This is a genomic window from Ancylobacter sp. (assembly GCF_965279025.1).
Taxonomy (GTDB): Bacteria; Pseudomonadota; Alphaproteobacteria; order Rhizobiales; family Xanthobacteraceae; genus Ancylobacter.
Window position 1 is genome coordinate 333367 of record NZ_OZ257132.1, and the last position, 20484, is coordinate 353850.

General features: G+C 69.4%; 17 protein-coding genes. 12 read left to right on the top strand and 5 right to left on the bottom strand.

Annotated features, from left to right (window positions below; all coding sequences use genetic code 11):
* Positions 1-11: 11 nt before the first annotated feature.
* The gene (locus ACQY76_RS01550; RefSeq protein WP_428031170.1) at positions 12-704 is read right to left on the bottom strand and encodes an outer membrane protein; all 693 of its coding nucleotides are present in this window, start codon (positions 702-704) and stop codon (positions 12-14) included.
* 143 nt (positions 705-847) lie between these two features.
* A complete protein-coding gene (locus tag ACQY76_RS01555) occupies positions 848-1687 on the bottom strand; it encodes a tellurite resistance TerB family protein (RefSeq protein WP_428031171.1) in 840 nt (279 codons plus the stop codon).
* A 251-nt stretch (positions 1688-1938) separates the two neighbouring features.
* Here ACQY76_RS01555 and ACQY76_RS01560 point away from each other — a divergent pair, with 251 nt between their 5' ends.
* The 6 genes from ACQY76_RS01560 to ACQY76_RS01585 all read left to right on the top strand — a co-directional run bounded on the left by ACQY76_RS01560 (position 1939) and on the right by ACQY76_RS01585 (position 9950).
* Positions 1939-3189, top strand: coding sequence for a sarcosine oxidase subunit beta family protein (locus ACQY76_RS01560; RefSeq protein WP_428031172.1), 1251 nt, complete (start codon positions 1939-1941; stop codon positions 3187-3189).
* Between the two features lie 167 nt (positions 3190-3356).
* On the top strand, positions 3357-3656 hold the full coding sequence (locus ACQY76_RS01565) for a sarcosine oxidase subunit delta (RefSeq protein ID WP_428031173.1): 300 nt from the start codon (positions 3357-3359) through the stop codon (positions 3654-3656).
* A 1-nt stretch (position 3657) separates the two neighbouring features.
* Positions 3658-6708 carry a sarcosine oxidase subunit alpha family protein gene (locus ACQY76_RS01570; RefSeq protein ID WP_428031174.1) on the top strand — a complete coding sequence of 1017 codons (3051 nt, stop codon included), beginning with the start codon at positions 3658-3660 and terminating at the stop codon, positions 6706-6708.
* Entirely contained in the window at positions 6701-7297 is a 597-nt protein-coding gene (locus tag ACQY76_RS01575) for a sarcosine oxidase subunit gamma (RefSeq protein ID WP_428031175.1), read from the top strand. Before ACQY76_RS01570 ends, ACQY76_RS01575 begins: the two co-directional genes overlap by 8 nt.
* A 147-nt stretch (positions 7298-7444) precedes the next feature.
* On the top strand, positions 7445-8809 hold the full coding sequence (locus tag ACQY76_RS01580) for an L-serine ammonia-lyase (protein ID WP_428031176.1): 1365 nt from the start codon (positions 7445-7447) through the stop codon (positions 8807-8809).
* 82 nt (positions 8810-8891) lie between these two features.
* Positions 8892-9950, top strand: coding sequence for a GlxA family transcriptional regulator (locus ACQY76_RS01585; protein WP_428031177.1), 1059 nt, complete (start codon positions 8892-8894; stop codon positions 9948-9950).
* 12 nt (positions 9951-9962) lie between these two features.
* Here ACQY76_RS01585 and ACQY76_RS01590 read toward each other — a convergent pair whose 3' ends face one another.
* Both ACQY76_RS01590 and ACQY76_RS01595 read right to left on the bottom strand, forming a co-directional pair.
* Positions 9963-10694, bottom strand: coding sequence for an anti-sigma factor (locus tag ACQY76_RS01590; protein WP_428031178.1), 732 nt, complete (start codon positions 10692-10694; stop codon positions 9963-9965).
* Positions 10691-11260 (bottom strand): sigma-70 family RNA polymerase sigma factor, encoded by a 570-nt coding sequence (locus ACQY76_RS01595; protein ID WP_428031179.1) that lies wholly within the window; start codon positions 11258-11260, stop codon positions 10691-10693. The genes ACQY76_RS01590 and ACQY76_RS01595 overlap by 4 nt, the downstream gene beginning before the upstream one ends.
* Before the next feature lie 164 nt (positions 11261-11424).
* Here ACQY76_RS01595 and ACQY76_RS01600 point away from each other — a divergent pair, with 164 nt between their 5' ends.
* From ACQY76_RS01600 to ACQY76_RS01610, 3 genes are all read left to right on the top strand, one after another.
* A complete protein-coding gene (locus ACQY76_RS01600) occupies positions 11425-12219 on the top strand; it encodes a DUF4394 domain-containing protein (protein ID WP_428031180.1) in 795 nt (264 codons plus the stop codon).
* Positions 12220-12414: 195 nt separating this feature from the next.
* Positions 12415-13674 (top strand): aromatic ring-hydroxylating oxygenase subunit alpha, encoded by a 1260-nt coding sequence (locus ACQY76_RS01605; protein ID WP_428031181.1) that lies wholly within the window; start codon positions 12415-12417, stop codon positions 13672-13674.
* Positions 13675-13932: 258 nt separating this feature from the next.
* On the top strand, positions 13933-15099 hold the full coding sequence (locus tag ACQY76_RS01610; protein WP_428031182.1) for a 2Fe-2S iron-sulfur cluster-binding protein: 1167 nt from the start codon (positions 13933-13935) through the stop codon (positions 15097-15099).
* A gap of 132 nt (positions 15100-15231) precedes the next feature.
* On the opposite strand, the gene ACQY76_RS01615 is transcribed toward ACQY76_RS01610, so the two are convergent.
* Positions 15232-15960 carry a hypothetical protein gene (locus ACQY76_RS01615; RefSeq protein WP_428031183.1) on the bottom strand — a complete coding sequence of 243 codons (729 nt, stop codon included), beginning with the start codon at positions 15958-15960 and terminating at the stop codon, positions 15232-15234.
* A 163-nt stretch (positions 15961-16123) separates the two neighbouring features.
* Here ACQY76_RS01615 and ACQY76_RS01620 point away from each other — a divergent pair, with 163 nt between their 5' ends.
* From ACQY76_RS01620 to ACQY76_RS01630, 3 genes are all read left to right on the top strand, one after another.
* Positions 16124-17104, top strand: coding sequence for a GlxA family transcriptional regulator (locus ACQY76_RS01620; protein ID WP_428031184.1), 981 nt, complete (start codon positions 16124-16126; stop codon positions 17102-17104).
* A 115-nt stretch (positions 17105-17219) separates the two neighbouring features.
* Positions 17220-18002 carry a YoaK family protein gene (locus tag ACQY76_RS01625; RefSeq protein WP_428031185.1) on the top strand — a complete coding sequence of 261 codons (783 nt, stop codon included), beginning with the start codon at positions 17220-17222 and terminating at the stop codon, positions 18000-18002.
* 121 nt (positions 18003-18123) lie between these two features.
* Positions 18124-20163, top strand: a complete 2040-nt coding sequence (locus ACQY76_RS01630) for an FAD-dependent oxidoreductase (RefSeq protein WP_428031186.1) — start codon at positions 18124-18126, stop codon at positions 20161-20163.
* Positions 20164-20484 lie beyond the last annotated feature (321 nt).

Sequence of the window (20484 nt, forward strand, 5' to 3'; positions counted from 1 at the left end):
GCGGCCTGCGATCAGTCGAACAGATAGCGCACGCCGAGGCGCACTTCGTGGGCGCTTTGGCTGATGTCCGCGAACGTGCCGCCGACTTCGGTGCTCTCGATGGCGAGGTAGCGGTAGCCGATATCCAGCTGCCAGTTCGGCGCCAGCGTCAGGGCGGTGCCGGCCATCAGCGCCCAGGCGAAGCCCCAGCCATCCGCGTCGCCGGCCCCGGCGATGCCGGAGAGCAAGACGTAGCTGGCGCCGATGCCCGCCCCGACATAGGGGGTCAGGCCGTGCCAGGTGCCGAGGTCGAGATAGGCATTGGCCAACAGGGTGGTCGCGCTGAAATCGGCGGAAAGACCCCAGACCGACATCTCCGCCGGGCTGCGATAATCGGCGGTCAGGTCGACGCGGAGAAGGTCGCTCAACCGCACGCCGGCACCGATGGCGAACACCCCGGCATCGTCAATCCCCGGCGTCGGGGAAAACCCCGCCACGTCGGGCGCCTCGTTGAAGACGAAGCCGATGTCGCCGCGCAGATACCAGCTGCGGGCATCCTCGATCTCGGGCGCCCGCGCCAGCAGATCGTCGGCGCCCATGTCGTCAACGGTGTCCGCCGCCCGGACCGGGCCGCCCAGGGCGATCACGGCGACCGAAAGCGCCGCTACAAGCACGGCCACCGGGCGCAGGCCCCCACGATCCATCAACACCACGCCAGCACGCATGCAACCATCCCGGACGAGCCGGGAGATTCCCGGCGCTCTTCGATGGCCGCACTGTGCCCGCGAGTGATTAAGACCGGCTTAACCTTAACGCTTAACCTTGATTACCTCCGGCTGAGCGTCAATTCCTGCCGCCGGAAGAATGCTTACGCCGTCCGCGCCGCGCGGGCGCTGGCCTCCAGATGCGGCACCAGTGCGGGGTCGAGCTTCAGCGCCGTGGCGAGGCGGGCGAGGAACACGCGTTCCGAGGTGGTGTCCGCGTCGATGGCGAGCAGCGCGGTCATGTAGACCTCGGCCGCCTGCTCGGGCGAGGACGCCTCGGAGGCCAGCGTCTCGGGCGACGCCGGCGCGCCGAGTTCGGTGGTGAGGAAGCGCTCGGCCTCGTCGAGATTGGCGCCCTGCCCCAGTTTGGTGGAGATGGCGGCGCGCTCGGCCTCGTCCACATGGCCGTCGGCGAGCGAGGCGGCGATCATGGTGCGCAGCAGCGTCACGTCGAAATGGCTGCGCTCGGCCTGCGCCGGATGGAAGGGCGACTGCGCCGGGGGAAGCTGCGTCGGCACCGGCTCGGCGGCCGTCTGCGCCGGCTTCTGGCCCTGCTGGTAGTTCTGGTAGGCCTTGTAGGCGAGTGTGCCGACCAGCGCGAGGCCGCCCAGTGCGGCGGCGTTGCCGGCCATCTTGCGCCCGCCCTTGCTGCCGAGCACCAGCGAGACCAGGGCACCGGCCGCCGCGCCCGAGGCCAGCGAGCCGCCATTGGTGCCGAGATAGTCCTTGGCGCGCCCCATCAGGTCGCCGGCGCCGGATGCGCCCGCTCCGGGGGGCTGCGCGTTGGCGCTGCCGGTGATGCCCCCCGTGAGGCCGCCGGTCAGCCCGCCGAGCAGGCCCCCGAGCGAGTTCTGCTGCGCCGGGACATTGCCCTGCCCGCCCGCCTGCGGCGTGAGAAACTGGTCGAGAAGCCGCTTGGCGTCGAAACTACCGCTGTTGAACATGACCCATCCCGTGTTGCTGTGTCGGCTGGCAGGTAATGAGCGATCATGGCTTCCGCAAGGAAAGCTGGCGCGGGCGCGTCACCAGCGCGTGAATGGGCCCGCTCCGCACCCGTGTCGCATCCAATGTCGCATCCGTTCAACACCAGCGCCGAAACAGTGCTCGCAGGAAGCGCGGCGCCGCGCGACCATGTGCCATCAGGCTTCATGCGGCGAGAATCCGCGGGCATCGACCCTTTGCGTCGGAGGCGAATGTGCAGAAATTCTCCGGCTTCGAGCTGTTCCGCCGCGCCTTTGGTGGCCACAAAAGTTGGCAGCCGCAATGGCGCACCCCCGAGCCCAAGCCCGAATATGATGTCGTCATCGTCGGCGCCGGCGGGCATGGCCTGGCCACGGCCTATTACCTCGCCAAGGAGCACGGCATCACCAATGTCGCGGTGATCGAGCGCGGCTGGCTGGGCGGCGGCAATACCGGGCGCAACACCACCATCGTGCGCTCCAACTATCTGTTCGACGAAAGCGCCGGGCTTTATGAGCACGCGGTGAAGCTGTGGGAGGGCCTCTCCCAGGACCTCAACTACAATGTGATGTATTCGGCGCGCGGTGTGCTGATGCTGGCGCACAATCATCACGACGAGATCAGCTTCAAGCGCCACGTCCACGCCAACCGGCTCAACGGCGTCGACAATGAATGGCTGACCGCCGAGCAGGTGAAGGAATTCTGCCCGCCGCTCAATATCAAGAGCATGCGCTACCCCATCATCGGCGGCGCGCTGCAGCGGCGCGGCGGCACCGCCCGGCACGATGCCGTGGCGTGGGGCTTCGCCCGCGCGGCGGATTCGCGCGGCGTCGATATCATCCAGAACTGCGAAGTCACCGGCATCCGGCGCGGCCCGTCGGGCGCGGTCGAGGGCGTGGAAACCTCGCGCGGCTTCATCCGGGCGAAAAAGGTCGGCGTCTCCGCCGCCGGCCATTCCAGCGTGGTGATGGCGATGGCGGGCGTGCGCATGCCGCTGGAAAGCTATCCCCTGCAGGCGCTGGTGTCGGAGCCGGTGAAGCCCGCCTTCCCCACGGTGGTGATGAGCAACACCATCCACGCCTATATCTCGCAGTCCGACAAGGGCGAGATGGTCATCGGCGCCGGCACCGACGCCTACACCTCCTATTCCCAGCGCGGCGCGCTGCACATCGCCTCGCACACGCTGGACGCCATCTGCGAACTGGTCCCGCAGTTCCGGCGCCTGCGCATGCTGCGCAATTGGGGTGGCATCGTCGACGTCACCCCGGACCGCTCGCCGATCATCGGCAAGACCCCGGTGCCGGGCCTCTATGTGAATTGCGGCTGGGGCACCGGCGGCTTCAAGGCGACGCCGGGCTCGGGCCATGTCTTCGCCCACACCATCGCGAAGGACGCCCCGCACCCCATCAACGCCCCCTTCACGCTGGAGCGCTTTCGCGATGGCTTCCTGATCGACGAAGCGGCCGCCGCCGCCGTCGCGCATTGAGGGGAGAGGGTCATGCACCGCTCCCGCAGTCCCATCCTTCGAGGCCCGGCGTGCCGCCGGGCGCCTCAGGATGACGTTCCTCCGTCCCGTCAGAACCCCGTCGTCCTGAGGTGCGAGCGCAGCGAGCCTCGAAGGATGGTCAAGCCGAACAACGTGGGAGCCCGCTGATGCTCATCATCAACTGCCCCTGGTGCGGCGCCCGGCCGGAAATCGAGTTCCGCTATGGCGGCGAGGCGCATATCGCCCGCCCGGCCGATCCCTCCACCCTCTCCGACCAGGAATGGGCGGATTTCCTCTATAACCGCACCAACCCCAAGGGCCTGCACGCCGAGCGCTGGCGCCACATCCATGGCTGCGGCCGCTACTTCAATGCCCTGCGCGACACGGTGAGCGATTTCTTCGTCGCCACCTACAAGGCCGGCGAAGCGCGCCCGGATATCGACGCCTCCAGCGGCGGGAACCCGTGACATGACCAACCGCTTCCGCACCGCCTCGGGCGGGCGCATCGACCGCGCCGCGCCGCTGTCCTTCCGCTTCGACGGCAAGACCTTCTCGGGCTATGCCGGCGACACGCTGGCCTCGGCGCTCATCGCCAATGGCGTCCACCTCGTCGGCCGCTCGTTCAAATATCACCGCCCGCGCGGCCTGCTCTCCGCCGGTTCGGACGAGCCGAACGCCCTGGTCAACGTCGCCCGCGATGCCGCCCGCGCGGCGCCGAACCTGCGCGCCACGCAGGTGGAGGTCTATGAGGGGCTGAAGGCGGAAAGCCAGAACCGCTGGCCCTCGCTGTCCTTCGACGCCGGCGCGGTCAACGATCTCGCCTCACCCTTCCTGCCCTCCGGCTTCTACTACAAGACCTTCATGTGGCCGGCCGGGGCGTGGAAGCGCTTCTATGAGCCGAAGATCCGCGCCATGGCGGGCCTGGGCGTGGCGCCCACCCTGCCGGACCCGGACCGCTACACCCAGAACCACCTGCATTGCGACGTGCTGGTGGTCGGCGCCGGCCCGGCCGGGCTTGCCGCCGCGCTCGCCGCCGCCGAGAGCGGCGCCCGCGTCGTGCTGTGCGACGAGCAGGCGGAACTGGGCGGCTCGCTGCTCAGCGAGACCGCCGCCACCATCGAGGGCCGTCCCGCCGCGCAATGGCTGGCGGCGACGCTGGCCACGCTGGCGGGCAAGGACAACGTCACCCTGCTGCCCCGCACCACCGCCTTCGGCTATTTCCCGCACAACCTCATCGCGCTGGCCGAGCGCGTCACCGAGCATCTCGCCGCCCCGGCCGCCGGCCTGCCGCGCGAGCGGCTGTGGCAGGTGCGCGCGAAGGAAGTCGTGCTCGCCACCGGCGCGCTGGAGCGCCCGCTGGTGTTCCCGGAAAACGACCGGCCCGGCGTGCTGCTGGCCGATTCCGCCCGCACCTACGCCAACCGCTACGGCGCCAAGGTCGGCGAGCGCGCGGTGATCTTCACCGCCTGCGATGCCGGCTACCGCGCCGCGCTGGAGCTCAAGGCCGCTGGCGTCGCCATCGTCGCCATCGCCGATCTGCGCACTGAGGTCTCGGGCGAACTCCCCGCCCGCGCGCTGGCTGCGGGCATCGACGTGCGCCCCTCCACCGTGCTCGTCGGCACCAAGGGCCGGCTGCGCGTGTCCTCGGCCCAACTGGCCAAGGTGAAGGGCGGGCAGGTCGGTCCCGCCGAGACCATCGCCTGCGACAGCGTGCTGATGTCCGGCGGTTTCACGCCGAGCGTGCATCTGTTCTCGCAGTCGCGCGGCAAGCTGGTCTGGGACGGTGCGGCCGGCGCCTATTTGCCCGGCACCTCGGTGGAGCGCGAGCGTTCCGCCGGCGCCTGTCGCGGCCTCAATGGCCTGCAGCGCGTGCTGGAAGACGGCTATGCCCAGGGCGAGGCCGCCGCCAGCGCGGCCGCGACCTTCAACTCCCCCGCGCGCGGGGCTACGCCGGCCCCGGCCACCGCTTCGCGCGCCATTCCGGCGCAGGCGGACGATCTCGGCACCGCCGGCTTCATCGGCGCCACCCCGCACGGGCGCAACCCGGCGCTGGCCAAGGCCTTCGTCGACTGGCAGAACGACGTCACGTCCAAGGACATCCTGCTCGCCACCCGCGAGGGCTTCCGCTCCATCGAGCATGTGAAGCGCTACACCACCACCGGCATGGCGACGGACCAGGGCAAGACCTCGAACATGAACACCCTCGGCATCGTGTCCGAGGCGCTCGACACCCCGGTGCCGCAGATCGGGCTCACCACCTTCCGCCCGCCCTTCACCCCCACCACCTTCGGCCTGTTCGCCGGAGCGGCGCGCGGCGACGTGTTCGATCCGCTGCGCAAGACCGCCATCCATGACTGGGCCGCCGCGCAGGGCGCCGTGTTCGAGGATGTCGGCAACTGGAAGCGCGCGCTGTACTTCCCGCGCGTCGGCGCCGGCGGGCGGCTGGAGGACATGCACGCCGCCGTCGCCCGCGAGTGCAAGGCGGTGCGCGCCTCGGTCGGCGTGTTCGACGCCTCCACCCTCGGCAAGATCGAGATCGTCGGCCCGGACGCCGCCGAGTTCATGAACCGCATGTACACCAACGCATGGGCCAAGCTGGAGCCCGGCCGGCTGCGCTACGGCGTCATGCTGCGCGAGGACGGCTTCGTGATGGATGACGGCGTCGTCGGCCGCATGTCGGCGGATCGCTTCCACGTCACCACCACGACAGGCGGCGCCCCGCGCGTGCTCGCCCATATGGAGGACTATCTCCAGACCGAGTGGCCGGACCTCGACGTGTGGCTGACCTCGACCACCGAGCAATGGTCGGTCATCGCCGTGCAGGGGCCGAAGGCCCGCGAGGTGATCGCCCCGCTAATCGAGGGCATCGACCTCTCCAAGGAGGCCTTCCCGCATATGAGCGTGCGCGAAGGCACCATCCTCGGCGTGCCCACGCGCCTGTTCAGCGTCTCCTTCACCGGCGAGCTCGGCTTCGAGATCAACGTGCCTTCCGCCTATGGTCGCGCGGTGTGGGAGGCGGTGTACGCTTCCGGCGAGCGCTTCGGCATCACGCCCTACGGCACCGAGACCATGCACGTGCTGCGCGCCGAGAAGGGCTACATCATCGTCGGCCAGGAGACGGACGGCACCGCGACGCCGGACGACGCCAATCTCGGCTGGGCGGTCGGCAAGGCCAAGAAGGACTTCGTGGGCAAGCGCTCGCTCGCCCGCGCGGCGATGAGCGCCCCGGACCGGCGGCAGCTGGTCGGGCTGAAGACCACCGACCCCTCGGTCGTGCTGGAGGAAGGCGCGCAGATCGTCGCCGACCCTTCCGCTCCGGTCCCCGTGCCGATGCTCGGCTTCGTCACCTCGTCCTATCACAGCGCCGTCCTCGGCCGCTCCATCGCGCTGGCGATGGTCAAGGGTGGGCGCGCCCGCATCGGCACCAAGCTGATGGTGCCGATGCCAACGCACGCCATCGAGGTCGAGGTGGTGGAGCCGGTGTTCTACGACCCCAAGGGAGACCGCCTCAATGGTTGAGAGCGCATCCATGCCCCCCGCCACGACCACGCCCCTGACGCCGGCCAGCCCGCTCGCCGCTCTCGCCGCTGCGTCGCGCGATGTCGCGGCGGTGAGACTTGTCGCGCTCGGCCCCGCCGCGCGTCTCGTGTTCCGGGGCCGCGCGGCGGCGATCGGCCCGGCCGGCGAAGCGTTCGGCGTGCCGCTGCCGCGCGACGCCTGCCGGTTCAACGCCGCCAACGGCCGCTTCGCCCTCTGGCTCGGCCCGGATGAGTGGATGCTGCTCGCCCCCGGCACGGAGGCGGCGCCGCTCTTCGGGGCGATCGAGGCCGCCACGACAGGCCTGCCGCACGCCCTCGTCGACGTTTCCGCGCGCAGCGTCGGCATTGAGGTGGCCGGCGAGAAGGCCGCCTTCGTGCTGAACCAGGGCAACCCGCTGGACCTCTCTCTGGCGGCGTTCCCGGTGGGCATGTGCACCCGCACGCTCTTCCACAAGGCGGAAATCGTGCTGGTCCGCCACGCTCCGGACGTGTTCCACGTCGATGTCTGGCGCTCCTTCGCGCCCTATGTGTGGGAACTGCTGGAAGACGCCCGCCGCGAGCTGGCCTGACTTTTGCCGATCAAACCCTAAAATTCGACACAGAACTCTCGACGTCATCCCGGACGGCCACAGGCCGATCCGGGATCGTTACCAGACGGAGAGCGATCCCGGCTCTCCGCTCCGCTCCGGCCGGGATGACGAAGCGGTTAAGCGTCCATGATCAGCGCGTTCGAGCTTTTCAAGATCGGCATCGGCCCGTCCTCCTCCCACACGGTGGGGCCGATGGTGGCGGCGGCGGGCTTTGCCGAGCGGCTCGCCACCGACGGCATGCTGGCGCGCACCGCCCGGGCGCAGGTGACGCTCTACGGCTCGCTGGCCTGGACCGGCAAGGGGCACGGCACCGACCGGGCGGTGATCCTCGGCCTTGCCGGCCAGCTGCCGCGCAGCATTGATCCCGACCGCGCCGATTCGCTGCTCGCCGGGGTGGCGGAAGACGGCCGCCTGCCGCTTGGCGGCACGCACGGCATCCGCTTCGATCCCGCCCGCGACATCGTGTTCGACAGCGTCGCCGCCACGCCGCGCCACCCCAACACCCTCGCCTTCCACGCCTTCGCCGCGGATGGCGAGCTTCTCGCCGAGGCGCGCTGGTGCTCCATCGGCGGCGGCTTCGTGGTGCCCGAGCACGAGGTCGGCCAGCCGGCGGCGCCGGAAGAGGTCGCCCTGCCCTACCCCTTCCGCAACGCCCGCGACATGCTGGCCTTCGCCGCGCGCGAGAAGCTCTCCATCGCCGAACTCGTCGCCGCCAATGAGCGCGCCCGCCGCCCCACAGCCGAAGTGGACGCGCATCTCGACGGCATCGTCGAAGCGATGATGTCCTGCATCGATCGCGGCCTCGCCACCTCGGGCGAGCTGCCCGGCGGCCTTCAGGTGAAGCGCCGCGCCAAGGCGATCCGCGACGCGCTCCTCGCCCGCAACGCGCCCACCCCGCACGAGATCATGGACTGGGTGAGCCTCTACGCCATCGCGGTGAACGAGGAGAACGCCGCCGGCGGGCGGGTGGTCACCGCGCCGACCAATGGCGCGGCCGGCGTCGTGCCGGCGACGCTGCGCTACTACCGCGACCATTGCCCGGGCGCCGACCGCGCCGGCCTGCATGTCTTCCTGCTCACCGCCACCGCCATCGGCGCGCTGTTCAAGATCAATGCCTCGATCTCCGGCGCCGAGGTCGGCTGCCAGGGCGAGGTCGGCGTCGCCTGCTCGATGGCGGCGGGCGGCCTCGCCGCCGCGCTGGGCGGCACGCCGCTGCAGGTGGAAAACGCCGCCGAAATCGGCATGGAGCATCATCTCGGCATGACCTGCGACCCCATTGGCGGGCTGGTTCAGGTGCCGTGCATCGAGCGCAACGCCTTCGGCGCCATCAGCGCGGTGAACGCCGCCTCGCTGGCCCTGCATGGCGACGGCACCCACATCGTCTCGCTCGACAAGGTGATCGTCACCATGCGCGAGACCGGCCGCGACATGGCTTCCAAATACAAGGAAACCTCGCTCGGCGGCCTCGCGGTCAACCTGCCGGAATGCTGAACCCGGGCCCCGCGCGCGCGAAACCTCAACCCGCTTGCACCCCGGGGCGGCATATTTGCTATGGTGCTGCCAGGAGCAGGCCATGAACCATCAGCGACCGAACTCCCTGACGATGACCAACCCGTCGCAAGCGGCGGCCGCGCCGGCGCTGAATGTCGGCTTCATCCTCGCCGACAATTTCACCCTGTCGGCCTTCTCGCTCATCGTCGACCAGCTGCGCCTCGCCGCCGATGATGGCGACCGCTCGCGCCCCATCCTCGCCCGCTGGCAGGTCATGTCGTCCCGCCCGGAGCCGATCCGCGCCAGCTGCGGCATCACCGTGGCGCCCTCCGGCCCGCTCACCGACCCCGCGAACTTCGCCTACATCATTGTCGTCGGCGGCCTGCTGCATGGCGGTCAGCAGCTCGATGAGGAGAGCATCGCCTATCTCAAGCGCGCCGCCCGCGCCGGCGTGCCGCTGGTCGGGGTGTGCACCGGCAGCTTCGTGCTGGCCCGCGCCGGGCTGATGACCGGGCGGCGCTGCTGCGTCTCCTGGTACCACTATCAGGATTTCATGGAGGAGTTTCCGCACCACACCCCGGTGGCGGACCGGCTCTATGTCATCGATGGCGACCGCATCACCTGTGCCGGCGGCGGCGGCGCGGCGGACCTCGCCACGGCGCTGGTGGAGAAGTTCCTCGGCCGCTCCATCGCCCAGAAAAGCCGCCATGTGCTGTTACTGGACCGCCAGCGCCCCGGCACCGAATCCCAGCCGCACCCGCCGATCGCCGACCTTGTGGCCGATGACCGCGTGCGCCGGGCGCTGCTGATGATGGAGCAGCACCTCGCCGACCCGCTGCCCATCGCCGATATTTCCCGCCGGCTGCAACTCTCCACCCGCCAGCTGGAGCGCCTGTTCCAAACCGTGATGGGCCAGCGGCCGGCGGAGTTCTACCGGCGCCTGCGGCTGCGCTATGCCCGCTTCCTGCTCGACACGACGGGCCGCTCGGTGACCGATATCGCGCTTGAGGCCGGCTTTTCCGACTGCGCGCATTTCTCCCGCCAGTTCAAGGCGCAGCACGGCTTCACCCCGTCCGACGCCCGTGCCCGCACGCCGGGCCCGGCGGCCCAGAGCGTCGCCGGCCACCGGCTGTTCGACTAGGGCGCGCGTCGGTCAGATGCCGGCGCCGGTTGGGCTGGCATTGCCCTTCATCAGGATCGGCCCGGTCGGGCGGCCGGTGGGCGAGCCGCCGGCCGGTTCCAGCGTCACCTCATAGAGCTGCTCGACGGCCGGGCGCGGCAGGCCCTCGACGCTCAGCTGCACATTGTCCATCGCCTCCAGCAGGCCCACCGACACCGGCCCGCGCGCGCGGTCCCACAAGGTCCACACCTGCAGCGACTTGCCGGCCGGCGCCTTGAGCGCGCTCAGCGCCAGAAGCTCGGTGCGGCCGTCGCGGAAGGCGTTCACCACCGCCGCCGGCTGGTTCTCATCGGAGAGCAGCACCGCCACCAGCACCGGCGCCTGGGCGGCCTGCCGCGCCAGATGCGCCGTGCCGAGGGCGAGCAGCACCAAGGCGGCGGAGGCCGCCAGCCCATAGCCGCGCCACAGCCCGAGGCTGTCCCACCAGTGCGCCATGCGCGAGGGGCGGGCCGCCGCCGGGCGGGGCTTGGGCGGCACGGCCGCCACCGGCCTGAGCGCCGCCTCGATGCGCGCCCACTGCGCCGGGTCGGGCGTCACCGGCGCGGCGGTGGCGTCGAGCTCGGCGAGCCGCGCCCGCCACAGATCGACCTGCACGACAAGGCCGGCATCGCGCTCCAGCCGCTCCTCGCACAGCCGCATTTCCTCGGGGTCGAGCAGGCCGAGCACATATTCGCTGGCCAGCCGGTCGCGCTCGTCGGCGCTCATGTCATGCACTCCCGCAGGATGAGCAGGCTGCGCCGGATCCATGCCTTCGCGGTGCCGAGCGGAACGCCGAGCCTTCCGGCCAACTCGCCATGGGTCAGACCGCGCATATAGGCGAGCAGGATCGCCTTGCGCCGCATCGGCTCCAGCCGGGCGAGGCAGCGCCGCAGCGCGCTCGCCTCGGACAGCGCCAGCACCATGGTCTCGGCGTCGGCCTCCTCGCTGGCGGGCTCGATCGCCTCGAAACTGTCGACCAGCTCCGTACGCTTTTCGCCGCGCAGCACGTTCAGCGCGGTGTTGCGCAGGATGGCGAACGCCCAGGAGGAAGGCTTGCCGCGCGCCGCGTCGAAGCTGTCTGCCTTCTCCCAGATGCGCAGGAAGGTGTCGTGCACCACCTCGTCGGCGAGGTCGCGACGGCGCAGCATGCGCAGGGCGACGCCGGTCATGCCAGGCGCCAGCTGCTCATAGATCCGGTGCAGCCCGGCGCGCTCGCCGCGCGCGCAGCCGCGCAGCGCCTCCGCAAGCTCATCATCGGCAGCGCCATAGGCGGTCGGCAGCAGGGTCGTCATCGGGCGGCTCCCGCAAAGTAAGGCTTGTTACTCTTACGCCGCAGCTGCGGTTTCGGATGCAATCACCCGAGATTTTTTCGCCTCCTGCTGCATCCGCCGGCCGATCTCGCGTGTAGCCGCTTCGTCAAGCCGACACGGGATCGGCACGAAACGGAGTACGCCCCATGAAAAGCTCGATGATCGCCCTCACCTTCAGCGCCGTCACCTTCACCGGCCTCGCCCTCGCCTCCACCGGAGCGCAGGCCCAGAACGTCGCCGCCCTGATGGATGGCAACATGATCGCCATCGTCGACGTCAAGGCCGCCAAGGTCGGCACGCCGATGAAGATCGCCGGCGAAGGCAAGCTCGTCGGCATCGATGTGCGCCCCGCCGACGGCATGCTCTACGGCCTGTTCGCCGACGGCACCGTCGTCACCATCGACCCGATGAGCGGCAAGGCCACCAAGAAGTCCACGCTCGACACCATGCTGCCGGCCGGCTCCATGGCCACTGTCGACTTCAACCCGGTCGCGGATCGCCTGCGCGTCATCGGCAGCGACGGCACCAATCTTCGCGCCAATGTCGACGACGGCAAGGTGACGACCGATGGCGCGCTGAAATATGCCGAGGGGGACATGCACAAGGGCAAGGCCTCGAAGGTCGTCGCCGGCGCCTACACCAATTCGATGAAGGGCGCCAAGGAGACCGCGCTCTACGACATCGACGCCACCGCCGGCACGCTCGTGAAGCAGGCCCCGCCCAATGACGGCGTGCTCAACTCCGTCGGCAAGCTCGGCGTCACCGGCGACAGCTTCGCCTTCGACATCGTCGCCAGCGCGCCCGGCACCAATGCGGCCTGGCTGATGGCCGGCGACACGCTCTATTCGGTCGATCTCGCCACCGGCAAGGCCACCGCTGCGGCCAAGATCGCCGGCGTCTCGGGCAAGGTGCACGACATCGCCATCCTGCCCGCCATGTGAGCGCCGACGCCATCTGAGCCATCACAGGGGACGGCGCGCCCGCGTGCCGTCCCTTCTCTTTCTCCCCCCGTCGCGGGGAATGTCGCTTCCAGCAAACCTCCTGTCGCATTGGAGAAAGTCGCAAGCGCGCTTCCGTCGAACAATTCCAGACGACGCGACAAGCGGGCCCGGGACCCGCGCGAGGGAGAACAGACCATGCTGGATTCCACCTCCACCCCGCTGAAGGCGCTGCTGCGCCGCCGCAAGCCGGGCTACAGCCTTGAAGCGCCGTTCTACATCAGCCCCGAGATCTTCGAGGCCGACATGGACGTGATCTTCGGCCATCACTGGATCTTCGTCGGCGTCGACCCCGATGTCCCCGAGCCGGGCGACGCCATGACCCTGAACATCGGCAAGGCCAGCATTTTCCTGGTGCGCGACGACGACATGAACGTGCGCGCCTTCCACAATGTCTGCCGTCACCGCGGCGCGCCGATCGTCCACGACTACAAGACCACGGTCGGCAACCTCGTCTGCCGCTACCATTCCTGGACCTATGGCCTCGACGGCAAGCTGCTCGCCGCCTCTCATATGGGCGACAATTTCGATCCGTCCTGCCATGGCCTGAAGCCGGTGCATGTGCGCTCGCTGGAAGGTCTCCTCTTCATCTGCCTGTCGGACGAGCCGCCGGCCGATTTCGACGTGATGGCGGCGAAGATGGCGCCCTATCTTGCCCCGCACGACCTGAAGAACGCCAAGGTCGCCTTCGAGAAGGACATCATCGAGCCGGGCAACTGGAAGCTCACCATGGAGAACAACCGCGAGTGCTATCACTGCGCGGGCAACCATCCCGAGCTCACCGTGCCGCTCTTCGCCTATGGCTTCGGCTTCGCGCCCGAGGAGCTCGACGAGCACGAGCGCAAGGAAGCCGAGGATTACGACAAGCTGCTGAAGGCGAGCCATCGCGAATGGGAGAGCTGTGGCTTTCCCTCCACCATGATGGAGCATCTCGACGACATGGCGACCGGCTTCCGCACCGAGCGCCTGCCGCTGGCGGGCGACGGCGAGAGCCACACCAACGACACCAGGGCGGCGTGCAAGAAGCTGCTCGGCACGATCAACGATCCCCGCCACGGCGCGCTGCATTTCTGGACCCAGCCGAACTCCTGGCACCACTTCATGTCCGACCATGCGGTGGTGTTCTCGGTGCTGCCGCTCGACGCCGAGCGCTCGCTGCTGCGCACCAAGTGGCTGGTGCACAAGGACGCGGTCGAGGGCGTGGATTACGACCTCGAAAACCTCGTCGGCGTGTGGGACGCCACCAACGATCAGGATTCCACGCTGGTCGGCTACTGCCAGGACGGCGCCCGCAGCCCGGCCTACGAGCCCGGCCCCTACTCCCCGCACACCGAGATGCTCGTGGACAAGTTCTGCAACTGGTACATCAACCGCATGAGCGCGCATCTGGGACGCTGAGGGCGGAGGCGGGGTCACCCCCCGTCCCGGCTCGGTTCGTCATCCCGGCCGAGCGAAGCGAGAGCCGGGATCGCTCCCCAATTTTCCGGCGATCCCGGATCGGCCGTGTCGTGGCTTCGAGCCCGGCAAGACCGTCATCCTGAGGTGCCGCCGCAGGCGGCCTCGACGGATGCCGACAGAAAACCCCCTTGGGACGAGCATCCTTCGAGGCTCGCTTCGCTCGCACCTCAGGATGAGGTCGCATCAGGACAATCGACCATGGACGCCGCCACCCCCACCGTCCTGCCCGACCCCGCCGCGCTGCGCCTCACCGGCGCGCTGGCGGAGTGGAACCCGGAAGCCGACGACGCGCTCATCGTCCTCGCCATTCGCGAGGAGACGGCGGACGTGAAAACCTTCGTGCTGGCGCCGAGGGACCCGTGCGTGTTTCGCTATCTGCCCGGCCAGTTCCTCACGCTGGAGCTGGAGATCGGCGGCGAGAGCGTCAACCGCTGCTACACCATCGCCTCCGCGCCGACGCGTCCGCACACCATCGCCATCACGGTGAAGCGCGTGCCGGGCGGCCCGGTGTCGAACCATCTGCACGACAATGTCACGGTCGGCTCGGTGCTGCGCGCGGTAGGGCCGATGGGGGAGTTCTCGTGCTTCGCGCAGGGCACGCCGGCACCGGCGCCGACATATCTGTTCCTGTCGGGCGGCAGCGGCATCACCCCGCTCATGTCGATGGCCCGCACCTTTCACGATCTCGGCGCGCCGCGCGACATCGTCTTCGTCCACGCCGCCCGCTCGCCGGCCGACATCATCTTCCGCGACGAGCTGGAGCTGATGGCGCGCAACCAGCCCGGCCTGTTCCGCTTCGCCCCGGTATGCGAGGCGGACAGCGTGCGCGCGCCGTGGCACGGCCTGCGCGGCCGGGTCAGCCTCGGCGTGCTCGAACATGTCGCGCCCGATTTTCGCCAGCGCGAAATCTTCGTCTGCGGCCCGGCGCCGTTCATGAAGGCGGTGCGGGAAATGCTGAAGGGCGCGGGCTACGACATGTCCCGCCATCATGAGGAGAGCTTCGACTTCGCCGAGCTGGCCAAAGCCGAGCCCGAAATCGCCGCCGAGGTGGTCTCCGCCGAGTTGCTGCAGGCGATTCCCGAGGCGCTGGAAGCGCCTGTCGTCACCTACACCATCGAATTCGCCAAGCAGAAGCGCTCCATCGAGTGCCGCTCGGACATGTTCGTGCTGGACGCGGCGCGCCGCGCCGGGGTGCGCCTGCCCTCCTCCTGTTCGAAGGGGCTGTGCGGCACCTGCAAGTCGAAGCTGGTCTCCGGCACCGTCGAGATGAAGCATGGCGGCGGCATCCGCCAGCGCGAAATCGACGCCGGCATGGCGCTGCTCTGCTGCTCGAAGCCGACGAGCGACCTCGTGGTGGATCGCTGAAAGGACGCACCCCACGTCATCCCGGAAGGGCCGCAGGCCCTGTCCGGGATCGCCTGGGAGTGTTAGCGAAGTTGGCGAACGATCCCGGCTCGAAGCCTCCGGCTCCGTCCGGGATGACGGCCTCCCGAAACCTCAGCGCCAGAGGTCGAGCGCGCCGTTCACCGCCTGCTTCATGCCGTCATAGGCACGCGTGGTGCCCTCGACGATCTCCGTCGCGGTCGGGATCGGCGGCAGGCCAAGGAAGCCCTCCTCCTTTTCCGTTGCCCGGGCGACAACCGGCGCCGGCGGCACGATGCCCGTGCCGGCGGACGCCAGGTCGAGCGGCTGCGCCGGCGTAGCGGAGGTTTCGGGCGGCATCTGCTGGGCGCCGACCACCACGGGATAGGAGGTGTGCGTCACCATCGGGTCGCGGCTGTCGCAGCGGGCGCCGCACTGGTCGAAGCGCTCCACCCCCGCCGGCAGCGAGGCCGCCGTGATATCGCTGGAAAGCGGGGCTTCAGCGGTGGCCGAAACGCTCGCAAGCCGCGGCGCGGCCGAGGGCGCTTTCGCCGTCTTGTGCGTCGGCTTGTAGACCGCATTGGGCTCGATCGCGCGGATCATGGTGGGAATGTCGAGCCGGTCGCTCTTCTCGGTCGGCTCCTCCGCGAGATCGGGCGGCAGCGCCACCAGCCGGGCGAGCGTCTTCACGCTCTCCTGCGCCTGCCGCGCCCCGGCCTCGTCGGCCTTGCCGCGCGCATAGCCATTGCCCTCGGCGATGACATAGGTGCCGGCGGCGATAGCGAGCGCGAAGCCCACCGGCAGCATGATACGGCCGGGCAGCCAGGACTGGAAGGTGGAGCGCGAGCCCGTGATGAAACGCATGGAAAGAATCCCCCGGTTGTCGAGGCTCATTTCCCCCTGCATTGGCGACCATTTTGCGGCATGATTGGCGCGCCCTGGTGACCAAGCAGGGGTAATCCTGCGCGCCCTTCTCCGAACATGATCCGCCGCAACATTCGGCAAACATCCCCCGGGTGCCTCTGACGTGCTCGACCCCGCCTCGCTGTCGCATATCGGCTTCCTGACCCTGCCGAACCATTCGATGATCGCCTGCGCCAACGCGCTGGAAGCGCTGCGCATGGCCAATTACGTGGCCGAGGGCGATCTCTATTCCTGGCGCATCGTCACGCCCGACGGCACGCCGGCCGTCGCCAGCAACGGCCTCACCCTCTCGCCGACCCACGCCCTGCCCGAGGCCGGGCCGTTCGATCTGCTGCTGGTCTGCGGCGGCATCGATGTGCGCCACGCCGCCACGCCCGCCGTCGCCGACACGCTGCGCCGCCTCGGCCGGCGCGGCGTCGCGCTCGGCGCGCTGTGCACCGGCAGCTTCGTGCTGGCCGAGGCTGGGCTGCTCGATTTCTACCGCTGCGCCGTCCACTGGGAGAATCTCCCCGCCATCCGCGAGGAATTCCCGCAGATCGACTTTGTCGAGGAAGCCTTCGTCATCGACCGCGACCGGCTCACCTGCACCGGTGGCGTGGCGCCGCTGGAAATGATGCTGACGCTGATCGAGGCGAAGGGCGGCCGGGCACTGGCGGACAAGGTGTCCGAGCAGTTCATTGTCGACCGCGCCCCGCGCCGGGCGGAAAAGGTCGCGGCCCGCCCGCGCCCGCTGCTGCCGGACCCGACGCTGGCCCGCGCGGTGCGGCTGATGGAGGCGGCCATCGAGCAGCCGCTCGGCGTCTCAGGCATCGCCAATCGGCTCGGCGTTTCCGCCCGCCAGCTGGAGCGGCTTTTCCAGCGCCATCTCGGCGTCGCCCCGGCCGCCTATCAGCTGCGCCTGCGGCTGGAGCGGGCGCGCGAATTGCTGCGACTGTCGCCGCTGCCGGTCACCGATGTCGGCCTCGCCTGCGGCTTCCAGTCGGCGGCGCATTTCTCCACCGCCTATGCCCGCCATTTCGGGCGCCCGCCCAGCCGCGAGCGGCGCGAGGCGCTGCCGCCGCCCCCGGCCCGACCGGGGAACTGAAGGCGCCGCAGGCGGCGCTATGGTGCGGCCCGGTTCGTGGTATAAATTGCACAGGGCAAATCGCCCCAAGCCGAGGAACGCGGAAACCTGCCGCGCACCGCCCATGAATGCGCCGATGAATGCGCCCGTGAACCCGACCGGCTATCGCAGGCTGGCCGCCCGCTACAGCGACCTGACGTCCGGCATGCTGGCGCCCGAGCGCACGCCATTGTCCGACGCCCGGCTCGGCCTGCCCATGACCTTCGTTGCCGGCGCGACCAATGCCGGCGGCCTGCTCGCGGTCGGCCAGTACACCTCGCACATGTCGGGCATCATCTCCTCGGCGGCCGACCATGCAGTGGTCGGCGCCATGGACCTCGTCCTCGCCGGCTTCGGTGCGCTGGTCGCCTTTGTGCTCGGCGCCGCCATATCGGCCGTTCTCGTCAATTGGGGCCGGCTGCATGTCGCCGGGCGGGAATATTCGCTGCCCCTGACGCTGGAGGCCTTCCTGCTGCTCGCCTTCGCCGCGATCGGCCCCTTCACCCGTCAGTCCGGCTTCATGCTGGGCCTCGCCGTGGCGGTGCTGTGCTTCATCATGGGCCTGCAGAACGCCACCGTGACCAAGATGTCGGGCGCCAAGATCCGCACCACGCACATGACCGGCATCGTCACCGATATCGGCATCGAGCTCGGCAAGCTGTTCTATTCCAACCGGAGGCGGCGCGCTGCCGGCGGGCCGCTGGTGCTGGCCGACCGCGAGAAGCTGAGGCTGCTGGCCTATTTCCTCGCCGCCTTCTTCGGCGGCGGCGTGGTCGGCGCGGTCGGCTTCAACTATGCCGGATTCGTCTTCGCGGTGCCGCTGGCGCTGCTGGTGTTCGCGCTTGCGGGCCCGTCGGCGCTGCGCATTCTGCTGCGGTGAGGGCGTCGGTCGCAACGCTACCGGCGCGATGGCGCAAATCTTCTGTCCGGCATAGGCGCATGCGACCTATCGTGTCAGCATCGGGTTTCGAATGCGTAGGCGAAGGAGCGCGCCGACCATCATGATCGCCAATGCCGAGGCACTCCTCAAACCCTTGACGATCAAGGGCCTCACCATCCGCAACCGGGTGATGTCGACCTCGCACGCGCCGGGCTACGGCAAGGACGGCAAGCCACAAGAGCGCTACCAGCTCTACCACATGGAAAAGGCCAAGGGCGGCATCGGGCTGACCATGTTCGGCGGCTCGTCCTCCGTGGCCATCGACAGCCCCGCCGCGCCGTGGAACCAGATCTCGGTCACCGACGACAGCGTCATCCCCTATTTCCAGCAATTCGCCGAGCGCGTGCACGCCCACGGCGCCAAGCTGATGATCCAGCTCACCCATATGGGCCGGCGCACCAAATGGGACACCGAGAACTGGCTGCCGACAATCTCCGCCTCGGTGCGGCGCGAGCCGGCCTCGCGCACCGTGCCGCGCGCCATGGACAAGAACGACATCCGCCGCGTGGTGAAGGCCTTCGCCGACGCCGCCCGCCGCTGCAAGGAAGGCGGGCTCGACGGCTGCGAGATTTCCGCCGCCCACGGCCATCTGGTCGACCAGTTCTGGAGCCCCTCGGTCAACCAGCGCACGGATGAGTATGGCGGCAGCCTCGAAAACCGCATGCGCTTCGGCAAGGAAGTGCTCACCGCCATGCGCGAGGCCACCGGCGACGACTATGTCATCGGCATGCGCATGTCCGGCGACGAGTTGATCGCCGACGGCCTCAGCCATGAGGATTGCGTCGCCATCGCCTCGGAATATGCGAAGCTCGGCCTTGTCGATTTCCTCAACGTCGTCGGCGGGCAGGCGCGGGACGAGATGGCCCACGCCGTCTCCCTGCCCAACATGTCCTTCCCCGTCGCGCCCTTCCTCTATCTGCCCAGTGCCATCAAGCGCGAGGTGGACGTGCCGATCTTCCACGCCCAGCGCGTAACGGATCTCGCCACCGGCGCCCGCGCCGTCGCCGAGGGCCATGTCGACATGATCGCCATGACCCGCGCCCACATCGCCGATCCGCACCTCGTCAAGAAGCTGATGGAAGGCCGCGACGACGATATCCGCCAATGCGTCGGCGCCGGCTACTGCATCGACCGCATCTATGTCGGCGGCGACGCGCTGTGCATCCAGAACGCGGCGACGGGGCGCGAGGCCACCATGCCGCACGTCATCGCCAGGGCGGAAGTGGCGCGCAAGGTGGTGGTCGTCGGCGCCGGCCCGGCCGGGCTGGAAGCCGCCCGCGTCTGCGCCGAGCGTGGCCACAGCGTGGTGCTGTTCGAGAAGGAGCCGGTGGTCGGCGGGCAGGTCAACATCGCGGCGAAAGCCACCTGGCGCGAGGCGCTGTCGGGCATTCCGCGCTGGCTGCACGCGCAGGTCGCCAAGAAGGGCGTCGAGCTGCGCCTCGGCCGCGCGGCGACGGCTGAGGACATCGCCGCCGAGGCGCCGGACGTGGTCATCATGGCCACCGGCGGCGTGCCCAATCTCGGCCACGCCAAGGGCCACGAGCACGCCGTCTCGACCTGGGACATCCTCACCGGCAAGGTCGAGCCCACCGGCTCGGTGCTGCTGTTCGACGAGATCGGCGGCCACAACGCCGCCTCCACCGCCGAGGCGCTGGCGAAAAAGGGCTGCTTGGTCGAGATGGTGACGCACGACGTGCAGATCGCCCAGGAGGTCGGCACCACCAACAAGCCGGTGCATCTGCGCGAGCTCTACAAGCTCGGCGTGGTCATGACGCCGAACACGGAGCTGATCGAGATCTACCCGGAAGGCAACCGCCTCATCGCCGCCCTGCGCAACACCATGACCGACGCCGAGGAAGAGCGGGTGGTCGACCGCGTCGTCGTCGATTACGGCACGCTCCCGGTGGACAGCCTGTTCGAGGCTTTGCGCAACGCCTCCGTCAATGAGGGCGAGACCGACCTCGACGCGCTCATCGAAGGCCGCCCGCAGCGCTGGAGCGGCCAGCCCGGCTTCGCGCTCTATCGCGTCGGCGACGCCTGGACCGGCCGCAACATCCACGCCGCGCTCTACGATTCGCTCCGGCTCTGCAAGGATCTGTGAGGGTCCATGCGCACGCCTTTCCCCGTGGAGGGACGTCATCCCGGCCGGAGCCCAAAGGGCGTAGAGCCGGGATCGCACGCAGGAAGGGCATCTGTCGGCACGCGATCCCGGCTCGGCCTGCGGCCGTCCGGAATGACGGAGCCTGCGTGCCGCGAACGGAATTCCCGCTCTAACACCGTCATCCCCGGACTTGACCCGGGGATCTACGACTTTGCCGCTGACGCGCAGGCGTGGATGACCGGGCCAAGCCCGGTCTTGACGGCGTTCGCCCGGCAGCGGCGCGCTGGCCCCTCACCCCACCCTCTCCCCGGCGGGGAGAAG